Source organism: Streptomyces sp. NPDC005820 (assembly GCF_040630255.1).
Taxonomy (GTDB): domain Bacteria; phylum Actinomycetota; class Actinomycetes; order Streptomycetales; family Streptomycetaceae; genus Streptomyces.
The window spans coordinates 1-15,533 of the sequence record NZ_JBEXXE010000095.1; the positions used below are offsets into that span (position 1 = coordinate 1).

The 15,533-nt window shown below is 75.1% G+C and carries 2 protein-coding genes; both read right to left on the reverse strand.

Annotated features, from left to right (window positions below; genetic code table 11):
- On the reverse strand, positions 1-1,781 hold a 1,781-nt coding region (locus ABZ464_RS51120; RefSeq protein WP_359289710.1), incomplete at its 3' end, for a type I polyketide synthase.
- Positions 1,782-1,841: 60 nt separating this feature from the next.
- Positions 1,842-15,533 (reverse strand): SDR family NAD(P)-dependent oxidoreductase (locus ABZ464_RS51125; RefSeq protein ID WP_359289713.1); only part of this gene is annotated, 13,692 nt, incomplete at its 5' end.

Consider the following 15,533-nt stretch of genomic DNA (forward strand, 5'->3'; position numbering starts at 1 on the left):
GTGAGGTGGTGGGTGAAGACGGGTGAGGTGGTGAGCAGGTCGCGGGCCATGCCGTCCCATTGCGAGCCCTGACCGGGGAACACGAACACCGTCTTGCCGTGATCCCGTACGGAACCCTCCACCACGTTGCCCGCCGGTACGCCCCGGGCGAGGGAGTCCAGACCCTCGGCCAACTCCTGCCGGTCCCGCGCCACGACCACGGCCCGCCGCTCCAGCTGACCGCGCCCGTCCGCCAGCAGACCGGCGACGTCCGCCGGTCGCAGCTCCGGGTGCTCGTCGACGTAGGCGCGCAGCTGCTCGGCCTGTGCGCGCAGGGCCGCCTCGGACTGCGCCGACAGCAGCCACGGCGCCGGGCCGTCCGCCTCGACCGGTTCCGCTGCCGACCCCCGTTCGTCTGCGGGTTGTTCGAGGATGACGTGGGCGTTGGTGCCGCTGATGCCGAAGGAGGAGACGGCGGCGCGGCGGGGGCGGTCGTCGGGGGTGGTCCAGGTGTGGTCCTCGGTCAGGAGGCGGACGGCGCCCGCCGTCCAGTCGACGTGCGGGGTCGGTTCGTCGATGTGCAGGGTGCGGGGGAGCACGCCGTGGTCCATGGCCTGGATCATTTTGATGATGCCGCCGACCCCGGCCGCGGCCTGTGTGTGCCCGATGTTCGACTTCAACGAGCCCAGCCACAGCGGCCGTTCGCCGTCACGCTCCTGGCCGTACGTCGCGATGATCGCCTGCGCCTCGATCGGGTCGCCCAGCTTGGTGCCGGTGCCGTGCGCCTCCACCGCGTCGACGTCGGCCGGGGTCAGGCCCGCGTCGGCGAGCGCGGCACGGATCACGCGCTGCTGCGAGGGACCGTTCGGCGCCGACAACTGGCCGCTCACACCGTCCTGGTTGACTGCCGAACCCCGTACCACCGCGAGCACCGGGTGGCCGTTGCTGCGGGCGTCGGAAAGCCGCTCGACCAGGAGCAGGCCGGTGCCCTCTCCCCAGCCGGTGCCATCCGCGGCCGCCGCGAACGCCTTGCAACGGCCGTCCGGCGACAGGCCGCGCTGCCGGCTGAACTCCACGAAGAGCCCCGGCGACGCTATGACCGTCGCCCCGCCCGCGAGCGCCAGATCGCACTCGCCCTGCCGCAGCGACTGGATCGCCAGGTGCAGCGCGACCAGCGACGACGAGCACGCCGTGTCGACGGTGACCGCCGGACCCTCCAGACCGAACGTGTACGAGAGCCGGCCCGAGGCGACCGAGCCCGCGCTGCCCGTGCCGATGTAGCCCTCCAGGCCGTCCGGGGCCTGCCGGATCCGACCGCCGTAGTCCCCGTACATGACGCCCGCGAATACGCCCGTGCGGGAGCCGCGCAGCGAGCGCGGGTCGATGCCGGCCCGCTCGAACGCCTCCCACGCCGTCTCCAGGAGCAGCCGCTGCTGCGGATCGATGGCCACCGCCTCGCGCGGGCTGATCCCGAAGAACGCCGGGTCGAACCGGTCGGCGTCGTGCAGGAACCCGCCCTCACGCGCGTACGACGTACCGGTGTGTTCGGGATCGGGGTCGTACAGGCCCGCCAGGTCCCAGCCTCGGTTGTCGGGGAATCCGGAGACGGCGTCGGTGCCCGACTCCACGACCCGCCACAGGTCCTCCGGTGAGCGCACCCCGCCCGGGTAGCGGCAGGCCATGGCGACGATCGCGATCGGCTCGTGCCGCTCGGCCTCCACCTCCGACAGGCGCTGCCGGGTCTGCATCAGGTCGTTCGTCACGCGCTTGAGATAGTCGCGCAGCCGGTCCTCGTTCGACATGTATGGTCAACTCTCCTTGGGGGGACGGCAATCCGAGGTCGCGGGGAAGGGGCGGTGCGGTCAGCCGGAGCCGAGCTGGTCGTCGATCAGGTCGAACAGCTCGTCGTCGGTGGCGTCCGTCAGCCGGTCGGTCGCCGGTGCGGTGGCCGGGTCCGGGCGCAGCCCGGGGGCGAGCCGGTCGAGGACCGCGGCGAGACGGGCCGCGAGCCGGTCCCGGGCAGGTGCGTCGAGGCCGTCGGCGCCTACGGCCGCCTCCAGGCCGGCGAGATGGTCCAGCGCGGCGGCGGCCGCCCCGGGCAGCCGGTCGGACAGTTCGTGCAGCAGGTGCGCGGCGAGCGCTGTCGCGGTCGGGTGGTCGAAGAGCACCGTGGTGGGCAGCCGCAGCGCGGTCTCGGCGCCGAGCCGGTTGCGCAGTTCAACGGCGGTGAGCGAGTCGAAGCCGAGGTCCAGCAGGCCGCGGTCGGCGGGCACGGTCTTGTCCGGGGCGTGCTGGAGGACGTCGGCGATGGTGGCCCGTACGAGGTCGAGCGCCATGCGCGGCCGGTCCGCGTCGCCCGCCTCGGTCAGCTTGCGCAGCCAGGGCGAGGCGCCGGCGGGGGCGTCGGCGCCGCGCGCCGCGTCGCGCACGGCCAGGGCCGGGACCCGGACCAGCGCGCGCAGCAGCGGCGGCACCCGTTCCGGGTCGCCGAGCCCGCGCAGGGCCGTGGTGTCCAGGCGGACCGGCACCGTCGCGGGGACACCGCAGGTCAGCGCCGCGTCGAACAGGGCGAGTCCGTCCGGAACGGACAGCGGGGCGATGCCGGTGCGGGCGATCCGGGCCAGGTCGGCGGCGGACAGGGCGCCGCCCATGCCGTCCTCGGCCTGCCACAGCCCCCAGGCGAGCGACGCCGCGGGCAGACCGCGCGCGTGCCGGTGCTGGGCGAGGGCGTCCAAGTAGGCGTTGGCGGCCGCGTAGTTGGCCTGTCCGGCGTTGCCGATGACCCCGGCCACCGACGAGAACAGTACGAACGCGCGTAGCCCGGGCGTCAGGTCGGCGGTCAGCTCGTGCAGCAACCGTGCGGCGTCGGCCTTCGCCCGCAGGACCTCGCGTACGGCCGTGTCGTCGAGCGATGTGAGCGTGGCGTCACGGGTGACACCGGCGGCGTGCACCACCCCGGTGAGCGGATGCGCGTCCGGTACGTCCGCGAGCAGCGCGGCGAGCGCGGTCCGGTCGGCGGTGTCGCAGGCGACCACGCGGGCCTCGGCGCCGAGCGCGGTGAGCCGCTCGACGAGCTGCCCCGCGCCCGGTGCCGAGGGGCCGCGGCGGCTGGTCAGGAGCAGGTGCCGGACGCCGTGCCGGGTGACGAGGTGCTCGGCGACCAGGCCGCCGAGCGCGCCGGTGGCGCCGGTCAGCAGCACCGTGCCGTCCGGGTCGAGCGGCGGCACCTGCGACGGGGCGCCGGCCACCCGGGCCAGGCGCGGCACGAGTACCCGGCCCTCGCGGAGCGCGACCTGCGGTTCCCCGGACGCGACGGCGGCGGGCAGCGCGCGCAGCGACGCCTCGCTGCCGTCGGTGTCGGCCAGGACGAACCGGCCCGGGTGCTCGGTCTGCGCGGTGCGCACGAGCCCCCACAGCGCGGCGTGCCCGAGCGCGTCCAGCGGTTCCGCGTCGCGCGGCGCCGTCGCCCCGGTCGTCACGACGACCAGCGGCGCCGTGGCCCGGGCGTCGTCGAGCCGGGCGCGCAGGGCGGGCAGGACGTGGGAGACGGCGGCGTGCGGGTCGCCCGCCGCGCCGTCAGGCGCGTGCAGCACGTCGTACCCAGACGCATCCGACGCATCCGACGCATCCGACGCATCCGATGTGTCCGGCATGTCTGCCCGCGCGTCTGTGGTGAGTGGCACCCACTCCACGCGGTGCAGGGAACGGGCCGCCGTGCGCGAAGGCACGATCCGCGACGGGTCCGTCTCACGGATCGCCAGGCCGTCGGCCGACAATACCGGCGCACCCGTATCGTCGGTCAACTCCACGGCCACCGCCTCCTGTTCACCGCCCTCAACCGGAGTCAGACGGACACGCAGGACGGTGGCACCCGTGGCGTGCAGCCGCACCCCGTGCCAGGCGAACGGCACCCGCAGCCCGCCGTCGGGGCCTGGGCCGTCCAGCGCGAGGGGGTGCAGCGTCGCGTCGAGGAGCGCCGGATGGACCGTGAAACCGGCCCCGTCCGCCGCGCCGGCGACGACCCGGTCCGGCAGGACGATCTCGGCGAGACGCCCGCCGTCCGAGGCCTGCCAGGCGGCCCGCAGCCCACGGAACGCGGGACCGTACACGTACCCGAGCGCGGCCAGCCGCTCGTACGCGTCACCCACCGGCACCTCGGTCGCCCCGGCGGGCGGCCACGGCCGCGAGGACGCGGGCGGCACCGGGACGGCGTCGGGCGCGAGCACACCGGAGGCATGCGTGATCCAGCCGCCCGAGGCGCCGTCCGTGGCCTGCGCGGTGGCCGCGGCGTCCCCGCGGGCGTGCACCGTGAGGGTGCGCAGCCCCGCGTCGTCGGCCCGGCCCACGGTGACCTGGAGGCGCACCGCGCCCTCCTCCTGCAGGACGAGCGGCGTGTGCAACGTCAGTTCCCGCACCACCGGGGCCGCGGCCTTCGCGCCCGCGTACAGGGCGAGTTCGAGCAGGGCGGTGCCGGGCAGCACCGCCGTGCCGGACACGGTGTGGTCCGCCAGCCAGGGGTGGCTGAGCGCGGACAGCCGGCCCGTGTAGACGGTGCCCGTGCCGTCGGCCAGCTCCACGGCCGCGCCCAGCAGCGGATGCCCCGCGCCGGTGAGCCCGGCCGCACCGATGTCGCCGCCGCGCCCGGCCGGCACGTCCAGCCAGTACCGCTCCCGCTGGAACGGGTAGGTGGGCAGCTCGGCCCGCTCGCCCGCGCCGTGGTGGGCCCGCCAGTCCACGTCACCGCCCGCGACGTGCAGGGCGCCGAGCGCGGCCGCGAACGACGCGCCCTCGGTCCGGTCGCGGCGCGCCAGCGGCACCAGCGGTGCGGCGACGCCGAGTTCACCGAGCGTCTCCTCGGCCATCGTGGTCAAAACGGCGTCCGGCCCGATCTCCAGATACGCGCCGATCCCCTCGGCGTGCAGGGTGCGCACACCGTCCGCGAACCGCACGGCGTGCCGCACGTGCCGCACCCAGTGGTCGGCGGAGACGGGCTCGTCGGCGTCGGCGAGCCGGCCGGTGAGGTCGGAGACGAACGGCAGCCGTGGCGCGGCGAACGCGATACCGTCCAGGACCTGCCGGAACTCGTCCAGCATCGGTTCCATCAACGGCGAGTGGAAGGCGTGGCTGACGGTGAGCCGTCGGGTGCGCGCACCCTGGGCCCTGGCCCGCTCGGTGACCGCGAGGACCGCCTCCGCCGCGCCCGAGACCACCGTCGCACGGGGGCCGTTCAGCGCCGCGATCGCGGCCCGTTCCTCGACACCGGCGAGCAGCGCCGCGGCCTCCTCCTCGGCGACCGACAGCGCCACCATCGCACCACCGGAGGGGAGTCGCTGCATCAGGCGCCCGCGCGCCGTGACCAGGCGGGCGGCGTCGGTCAGCGACAGGACACCGGCCGCGTGGGCCGCGGCCACCGCGCCGACGGAGTGCCCGAGCACCGCGTCGGGGCGGACCCCGCGGCTCACCGCGAGCCGCAGCAGGGCGACCTGGTGGGCGAAGAGCGCGGGCTGCGTGAACGCCGTCTCGTGGAGCAGCGGATCCGCGCCGAACACGAGGCCCCGCAGCGACCGGCCCAGGTGCGGGTCGAGATGGGCGCACACCTCGTCGTAGGCGGCGGCGAACTCCTCGTAGGACTCGTACAGTTCGCGGCCCATGCCGGGCCGCTGGCTGCCCTGGCCGGTGAAGAGGAACGCGATGCGCGGCGCGGGGCCCGACGGCTCGCCGCGCAGCAGCGCGGTCGCGCTTCCGCCGTCCTCGAGGGCGGTCAGGGCGCGCAGCAGGTCGTCACGTCCGCTGCTCGCCACGACGGCGGCACGGTACGCGGGATCGGCGGGCCCGGCGACCGACGAGCGGGCGAGCACGGCCGGTTCGAGCCCGGGGCGGGCCTCGGCCAGCTCCCGGACCTGTCGGGCCCGGAACCGCAGGGCCTGCTCGGTGTGGCCGGACAGCACGAGCACCGGGTCGGGGACGGGCCGCGCCGCCGTGTCGTCGGTGGCCGACTCGTCTTCCACGGGCGGCTGTTCGAGGACGACGTGCGCGTTGGTGCCACTGATGCCGAACGACGACACCCCGGCCCGGCGCGGCCGCCCGCGCTCCGGCCACGGCGTCGGCTCGGTCAGCAGCGCGACGGCGCCCGCTGTCCAGTCGACGTGCGGGGTCGGCTCGTCGACGTGCAGGGTGCGCGGCAGCACACCGTGGCGCATCGCCAGGACCGACTTGATGACACCGGCGACCCCGGCCGCGGCCTGGGTGTGACCGATGTTGGACTTCACCGATCCGAGCCACAACGGCTCGTCCCCGGCGCGCTGTTGCCCGTACGTCGCGATCAGGGCCTGTGCCTCGATCGGGTCGCCCAGCTTGGTGCCGGTGCCGTGCGCCTCGACCGCGTCGACGTCGGCGGGGGTCAGGCCCGCGTCGGCGAGGGCGGCGCGGATGACGCGCTGCTGCGACGGGCCGTTGGGGGCGGTCAGGCCGTTGCTGGCGCCGTCCTGGTTGACCGCCGAGCCCTTGACGAGGGCGAGGACCTGGTGGCCGTTGCGGCGGGCGTCGGAGAGCCGCTCCACCAGGAGCAGGCCCGCGCCCTCGCCCCAGCCGGTGCCGTCTGCGGCCGCCGCGAACGGCTTGCAGCGGCCGTCCGCGGACAGGCCACGCTGCCGGCTGAACTCCACGAACGTCGCCGGGCTCGCCATCACCGTGACCCCGCCCACGACCGCCAGGTCGCACTCGCCGCTGCGCAGCGCCTGCGCCGCCAGATGCAGCGCGACCAGCGACGACGAGCACGCTGTGTCGACGGTGACCGCCGGGCCCTCCAGACCGAACGTGTAGGCGACCCGGCCGGAGGCCACGCTGCCCGCGCTGCCGCTGACCAGATAGCCCTCGACCCCGTCCGGCGCGCGCCCGCCCTGGTGCAGCCGCGCCCCGTAGTCGTTGTACATGACGCCCGCGAACACGCCGGTGCGTGAGCCGCGCAGCGAGCGCGGGTCGATTCCGGCCCGCTCGAACGCCTCCCATGCCGTCTCCAGGAGCAGCCGCTGCTGCGGGTCCGTGGTCAGCGCCTCGCGCGGGCTCATCCCGAAGAACTCCGGGTCGAACTCCGCCGCGTCGTACAGGAATCCGCCGTGCCGCGTCGCCGACGTGCCGGTGCGCTCCGCGCGCGGGTCGTACAGCGTCTCCAGGTCCCAGCCCCGGTCGGCGGGGAACTCGGACACCGCGTCCGTGCCCTCGGCGAGGAGCTGCCACAGATCCTCCGGGGAGGCCACCCCGCCCGGGAACCGGCAGGCCATCGACACGATCGCCACCGGGTCTTCGTCGACCCGCACGGCCGTCTTGGCGTCCGCCGACGGTGCCGCCGACTCGGTCTCACCACCCGGTAGTTCGGAAAGGAGCTGGCGGGCGAGCGCGGCCGGGGTCGGGTGGTCGAAGACCAGCGTCGCGGGCAGCCGCAGACCGGTAGCCGCGCCGAGCCGGTTGCGCAGGTCGACCGCGGCGAGCGAGTCGAAACCGAGGTCGGTGAAGGGACGGCCCTCGGCGACCGCGGCGGCATCACTGTGCCCGAGCACCGTCGCGACCGTGCGGCGTACGAGATCGAGGACGAGCCGTTCCGCCGCCGGCCGGGCGAGCCCTGACAGCCGCTCGGCGAGCGTGCCACCGCCCCGCCCCTGCCCGGCCCCGGCCGCCGCGGTGCGCCGCGCCGGACGCGTACGGACCAGGGAGCGCAGCGGCGCGGGCGGCACCGTGGCCGCCGCGCCGAGCGCGGCCGTGTCGAAGCGGGACGCGACGAGGACCGCGGGCCCGTCGCCGGCGAGCGCCGCGTCGAAGTGGCGCAGCGCCGCCTGCGCGGGCAGCGGCGCGATCCCGGCCCGCCGCAGCCGGGCCAGGTCCGCCGCCGACAGCGTGGACCCCATGCCGTCGAGGTCCTGCCACAGGCCCCAGGCCACCGACCGCGCGGGCAGCCCGAGGCCGCGCCGGTGCTCGGCGAGCGCGTCCAACTGGGCGTTGGCCGCAGCGTAGTTGGCCTGCCCGGCGTTGCCGATGACCCCGGCCACCGACGAGAACAGCACGAACGCGGTGAGGTCGTGGCCGCGCGTCAGCTCGTGCAGGTGCACGGCCGCGTCCGCCTTGGCGCGCAACACGGCGTCCAGGCGGTCCCGTGTCAGGTCGGCGAGGACCCCGTCGTCGAGCACACCGGCCGCGTGCACCACCCCGGTGAGCGGATGCGCGTCCGGTAGGTCCGCGAGCAGAGCGGCGAGCGCGGCCCGGTCGGAAGTGTCGCAGGCGACGAGGTCGGCGTGGGCGCCGAGCCCGGTCAGCCGGTCGAGCAGCTCCCGCGCGACGGGCGCTGCGGGCCCGCGCCGGCTGGTCAGCAGCAGACGCCGGACGCCGTGCCGGGTGACCAGACGCTCCGCGACCAGCGTGCCGAGTGCGCCCGTGGCCCCGGTGAGCAGCACGGTCCCGGCACCGAAGAGCCCTTCCGCCCCGGCATCCTCCGGTTCGGCGGCGGGTGCGACGGCGGTGCGGGCAAGGCGCGGCACCAGCACCGCGCCGTCACGCAGCGCGAACTGCGGCTGCCCCGACGCCACCGCTGCCTCCAGGGCGGCATCGGACGCGTCCGTGCCGTCGCTGTCGACCAGCACGAACCGGTCGGGGAACTCCGTCTGCGCGGTGCGCACCAGACCCCACACGGCGCCCGCAGCGGGCTCGCGCACCCGCTCGGCGCCGGTCGCGGCGACGGCCCCCGAGGTGACGACGACGAGCAGCTCGTCACCGTCCCGGGCCGCCCACTCCTGTACATGGGCAAGGGCGCTCCGCGCGGTCTCGACGCGCACCACATGACCACTGGCGGACACCGGGGCGGGCGCGGGCGTGCCGGTTTCCGGGGCGACCCACGCGATCTCGTACAACGAGTCGTCGCCCACCCCCGCGGACGTGTCCAGCGTTCCGCGCGGCAGAGGCCGCAGCGCCAGCCGCTCGACTGTGGCGACGAGGCCCCCCTCGGCGTCGGTCAGCAGCACCGCCACGGTGTCGTCACCGCCGGCCACCGGCGTGAGGCGCACCCGCAGCGCCGTGGCGCCCACCGCGTGCAGCCGCACCCCGGCCCACGCGAACGGCAGCCGCACCCCGCCCTCCGAACGCAGCGGCAGCAGATGCAGCGCGGCGTCCAGCAGCGCGGGATGGAGCACGAAGTCGCCCGCAGGATCGGTCAGCCGACTTGGCTCGTCCGGCAACCGGACTTCGGCGAACAGCGTCTCGCCCGACCGCCACGCGGCGTCCAGATTACGGAAGGCGGGCCCGTACGCGTATCCGAGCGCCGCCAGCTCCTCGTACACCTCGCCCGTGTCGACGCGCCGCGCCCCCGCGGGCGGCCACACGGACAGATCGTCCCCCGCGGCGGGCGCCGCCTCCGGGGCCAGCAGCCCCGTGGCGTGCCGCGTCCAGGAAGCGTCACCCGACGGTCGGGCATGCACGGCGAACGCCCGGCGCCCCGCCTCGTCCGCCGCCGCTACGGTCACCTGCAGTCCCACGGCTCCCCCGGCGGGCAGCACCAGCGGCTCCTCCAGCGTCACTTCCTCGGCCACCGGGGCGTCCGTGTGGCCCGCGGCCTCCAGGACGAGCGCGACGAACAGCGCACCCGGCACCAGCGGCACCCCGTCGACCGCGTGGTCGGCCAGCCACGGCAGCCGGTCCGCACGCAGCTCGGCGGCGAACAACAGCCCGCCGTCCCCGGCGAGTTCCACCGGCTCCCCGAGCAGCGGCCCCGCCCCGGCCGACGACACGTCCAGCCAGTAGCGCCTGCGCTGGAACGGGTACGTCGGAAGGTCGACCGGCCGGTACACCGCCGCGCCCGACCCGGCGAAGGCATGCTCCCACGCCACCGACCCGCCCGCCGCGTACACCTGCGCGAGCGCGGCCAGGTAACTGCGCCGCTCGCCCTGCTTCCGGCGGAGTAGGGGGATGGCGTCGGGGGTGTGGGGGGTGAGGGCGGCGTCCGGTCCGATCTCCAGAACCGTGGTGATGCCTTGGGTGGTGAGGGTCTGGACGGCGTCGTGGTAGCGGACGGTGGTGCGGATGTGGTGGGTCCAGTAGGCGGCGGAGGTCGGCTCACCCGTGCTGACGAGGGGGATGCGAGGCGCACGGTAGTCCACGGTCTCGGCGATGGCGTGGAAGTCGTCGAGGACGGGGTTCATGTGGGGGGAGTGGAAGGCGTGGCTGACGGTGAGGGGGCGGGTGCGTCGGCCGAGGCTGGTGAAGTGGTCGGTGACGTGGCGCACGGCGTCGGTGTCGCCCGAGATGACCAGGGACTGGGGGCTGTTGATGGCGGCGAGGGAGACGTGGTCGTCGTCCAACAGCGGTTGTACTTCTTGTTCTGTGGCTTCGATTGCGGTCATGGCGCCGCCGGGGGTGGCGTTCTGCATGAGGCGGCCGCGTGTGGCGACGAGGCGTGCGGCGTCTTGGAGGGTGAGGACGCCTGCGATGTGTGCGGCGGTGAGTTCGCCGATGGAGTGTCCGGCCACCGCGTCGGGGGTGATGCCCCAGTGCGCGAGCAGGCGGGTCAGAGCGGTCTCCAGGGCGAACAGTGCGGGTTGTGCGTAGCGCGTTTCGTGGATCGACTCGTCGCCGCTGAGGACGAGATCACGCAGTGAGCGGTCGAGGTGGGGGTCGAAGGCGGTGCAGATCTCGTCGAAGGCGGCGGCGAACTCCCCGTATGTCTCGTACAGTTCACGTCCCATTCCGGGGCGCTGGCTGCCCTGCCCCGAGTACACGAACGCCGTCCCGCCGCCGGACGGTGTGCCGGTGGTGACGAGTGCGGGGTGGGTGTCGCCCTCGGCCAGGGCCGTGAGGGCCGCGAGCCGGTCGGTGGGTGTCTCGGCCAGGACGACGGCCCGGTGCTCCAGCGCGGCCCGGCCCGTCACCAGCGCGTGGCCGATCCGGGGCGCCGGGACGTGGGGTGCGGTGTCCGCGAGCGTGCGCAGCCGCGTGGCCTGCTCGCGCAGCGCCTCCGGGCTCCGGGCCGACATCACCCAGGGGGTGAGCCCGTCGTCGTCCGGTTCCTCGGTCAACTCGCCGTTGGTCGCCGGTTGTTCGAGGATGACGTGGGCGTTGGTGCCGCTGATGCCGAAGGAGGAGACGGCGGCGCGGCGGGGGCGGTTGTGGGGGGTGGTCCAGGTGTGGTCCTCGGTGAGGAGGCGGACGGCGCCTGCCGACCAGTCGACGTGCGGGGTCGGTTCGTCGATGTGCAGGGTGCGGGGGAGCACGCCGTGGTTCATGGCCTGGATCATCTTGATGATGCCGCCGACGCCGGCCGCGGCCTGGGTGTGGCCGATGTTGGACTTCAAGGAGCCGAGCCACAGCGGCCGTTCGCCGTCGCGTTCCTGGCCGTACGTCGCGAGCAGTGCCTGTGCCTCGATGGGGTCGCCGAGTGTGGTGCCGGTGCCGTGCGCCTCGACCGCGTCGATGTCGGCGGGGGTGAGGCCGGCTTGGGTGAGGGCTTGGCGGATGACGCGTTCTTGGGAGGGGCCGTGGGGGGCGGTGAGGCCGTTGCTGGCGCCGTCCTGGTTGATGGCGGAGCCGCGGACGAGGGCCAGGACGTGGTGGCCGTTGCGGCGGGCGTCCGAGAGCCGCTCCACCAGCAGCAGGCCCACGCCCTCCGACCAGCCGGTGCCGTCCGCGCCCGCCGCGAAGGACTTGCATCGGCCGTCCGCCGACAGGCCGCGCTGGCGGCTGAACTCGACGAAGGTGTCCGGCTGCGACATGACGGTGACACCGCCCGCGAGCGCGAAGTCGCACTCGCCCTGCCGCAGCGCCTGCGCGGCCAGATGCAGCGCGACCAGCGACGACGAGCACGCCGTGTCGACGGTCACCGCCGGGCCCTCCAGGCCGAACGTGTACGAGAGCCGGCCCGACACGACGCTGGAGGTGTTGCCCGTGAGGAGGTAGCCCTCCAGTTCCTCCGGCGCCTTCTCCAGCCGCGCACCGTAGTCGTTGTACATCACCCCGGCGAAGACACCGGTGCGGGATCCGCGCATCGCCGTCGGGTCGATGCCGGCCCGCTCGAACGTCTCCCAGGCGGTCTCCAGGAGCAGCCGCTGCTGCGGGTCCGTGGCCACGGCCTCGCGCGGGCTGACACCGAAGAACTCCGCGTCGAACTCACCCGCTCCGTAAAGGAATCCGCCTTCACGTGCGTACGAGGTGCCGAAGTGCTCCGGGTCCGGATGGTACAGCCCGTCCAGGTCCCAGCCGCGGTTGTCGGGGAACGGCCCGATCGCGTCGGCGCCGGAGGCCACCAGCTGCCACAACTCCTCCGGCGACGTGACACCGCCCGGGTACCGGCAGGCCATGCCCACCACGACGATCGGGTCGTCCTGGACGAGCGCCGGTACGGGTGGGACGGGCGCGTCGGCCGGGTGCGGCGCCGCGGCGCCGGGCAGCAGGCCGAGCACATGACGGGCCAGGGCCTCGGGCGACGGGTGGTCGAAGACGACCGTGGCGGCCAGCCGCAGACCGGTCGACGCGGCCAGCCGGTTGCGCAGGTCGACCGCGGTGAGCGAGTCGAAGCCCAGCTCCTTGAAGGCCCGCCCGGAGTCGATGGTCGCCGGGGTGGCGTGACCGAGCACGGTCGCCACCGTCGTCCGCACCAACTCCTTGACCGCACGGGCGCGTTCGGCTTCGGGCAGCGCGGCCGTGCGGCCCGCCCACGAGGCGTCGACGGGCGCGCCCGAGGCACTGGAGGCCGCCCGGCGGCGCCGCTCGCGTACCTCGCCGCGCAGGACGGCCGGCAGCGGACCCGCCGCGGCCCGCGACCGCAGCGCGGCGCGATCGAGACGTACGGGCACCAGGGCCGCCCCCGACACCGGCGCCGAGGCCAGGGCGCGGTCGAGCAGAGCCAGCCCTTCGTCCGCCGTCAGCGGCACCAGGCCGGAGCGTTCCCAGCGCTGCCGCTCCGCCGCCCCGAGGCCCTCCGCCATGCCCCCGGCATCCGCCCACAGCCCCCACGCCAGTGATGTGGCGGGCAGCCCGAGGCCGCGCCGGTGCTCGGCGAGCGCGTCCAACTGGGCGTTGGCGGCAGCGTAGTTGGCCTGCCCGGCGTTGCCCGTCACGCCGGTGACCGACGAGAACAGCACGAACGCGGTGAGGTCGTGGCCGCGCGTCAGCTCGTGCAGGTGGTGCGCCGCGTCCGCTTTGGGGCGCAGCACCGTGTCCAGGCGTTCCTCGGTGAGCGAGGCGACCGTGCCGTCGTCCAGGACACCGGCCAGATGGAACACCGCGCCGAGAGGATGCTCGTCCGGTAGGGACGCCAGGACCTCGGCCAGCGCGGCCCGGTCGGCCACGTCGCACGCCGCGAACGTGGCCTCGGCGCCCGACGCGGCCAGCTCCCGGGCCAGTTCGGCGGCGCCCGGCGCCTGCGGCCCGCCACGGCTGAGAAGCAGGAAGCGGCGCGCGTCGTGCCGGTCGGCGAGATGCCGTACGAGTCGCCGCCCGAGCCCTCCGGTCGCCCCGGTGACCAGGACGGTCCGCTCGGCGAACCCGTCCGGCGCACGCTCGTCCGCCATGTCGACGGGGACGAGCCGGGGTGCGTACAACACTTCGCCGCGCAGGGCGACTTGGGACTCCTGGAGGAGCAGCGGGCCCCAGGCCGACAGGATGCCGACGGCCTCGTCCGCGTCGACGTCGATGTCGGCGACGGCGAACCGGTCGGGATGCTCGGCCTGCGCCGACCGGACGAGACCCCACACGGCTCCCGCCCACGGATCGTCGACCGTGTCGCCGTCGGCGGCCGCGACCGCGCCCCGTGTCAGCAGCAGCAGCCGCGCGTCCGCGCAGCGCTCCTCCGCGAGCCAGGCCCGCACCAGGCGCAGCGCGATCGCGGCGGCGCCCCGGCCGGCCGGCACCGGCACGGCGACCACGGACGGCACCCGCTCCGGCAACGCGTCCAAGCCCTCATCCAGCCCCTCGACCAGCTCTACGGGGGTGACGTCGGCGCCCGCCGATGTCCCGGACACCGGCACGGGCGCCCACGCGACCCGGTGCAGATCACGCACCCGCGCGGCACCCGACACCTGCTCGGGCCGCGCGGGCAGCAGCGTCAGCGCGTCCACGCTCAGGACAGGCAGCCCCTCCGTGTCGACCGCCGTGAGCGCACCGCCCGACCAGTGGACCCGCAACGTGTCCGCCCCCGTCGCCGACAGCTCCACGCCCGCCCACGCGAACGGCAGCGGCAGCCCCTCGGCCCCGCTCCTCTCGGCGGCCCGGGCGACCAGGGGGTGCAGGGCCGCGTCGAGCAGCGCCGGGTGCACCAGATAGCCCGCCGCGTCCCGGCCCCCGGGCAGCGCGAGCTCGGCGAACAGCTCGTCCGCCCCGCGCCGCCAGGCCGCCCGCACCCCCCGGAACGCCGGACCGTAGGCATAGCCCAGTGCGTCCAACGACGCGTACAGCGCCTCGACGTCGACCGCCTCGGCACCGGCCGGCGGCCACGCGACCGGCGCGTTCGCCCCGGGCGGCGCCGACGGGGCGAGCGTGCCCGACGCGTGCCGGGTCCACTCGCCGCCCTCCGCCCGCGCATGGACACCGAGCGTCCGCCGCCCGTCCGCGTCGCCACCCGACACTGACACCTGGACCTGGACGGAACCTTGGGCCGGCAGCAACAGGGGCTCCTCCAGCGTCAGTTCAGCCAACCGTGCGGCGCCCGACCGCTCGCCGGCCACCAGCGCGAACTCCACGAACGCCGTGCCGGGCACCAGGACCGACCCGACAATCGTGTGGTCGGCCAGCCACGGCTGCGTGCCGCGCGACAACCGCCCGGTGAGCAGAAGGCCGCCGTCCTGGGCCTGTTCGACAGAGGCCCCCAGCAGCGGATGCCCCGACGCGTCGAGCCCCAGCCTCTGCGCACCCGCCACCGGCACGGTCGGCGCGAGCCACAGACGCTGCCGCTGGAACGCGTAGGTGGGCAGACCGTCCGGCACCGCACGGCCCGGTCGACGCGGCAGGACGAACGAGGAGGCGAGCGCGACCGCCAGCGCCCGGGCCTCCGGCTGCCCTCGGCGGAGTACGGAGACGGCTCCCGGGGTGTGGGGGGTGAGGGCGGCGTCGGGGCCGATTTCGATGAAGGTGGTGATTCCTTGGGTGGTGAGGTTTTGGACGGCGTCGTGGTAGCGGACGGTGGTGCGGATGTGATCGGTCCAGTAGGCGGCGGAGGTCGGCTCACCCGTGCTGACGAGGGGGATGCGAGGCGCACGGTAGTCCACGGTCTCGGCGATGGCGTGGAAGTCGTCGAGGACGGGGTTCATGTGGGGGGAGTGGAAGGCGTGGCTGACGGTGAGGGGGCGGGTGCGTCGGCCGAGGGCGGTGAAGTGGTGGGCCACACGTTGTACGGCGTCGGTGTCGCCCGAAATAACCAGTGACTGGGGGCTGTTGACGGCGGCGAGGGAGACGTGGTCGTCGTCCAGGAGTGGCCGTACTTCTTCTTCGGTGGCTTCGATTGCGGTCATGGCGCCGCCGGGGGTGGCGTTCTGCATGAGGCGGCCGCGTGTGGCGACGAGGCGTGCGGCGTCCTGGAGGGTGAG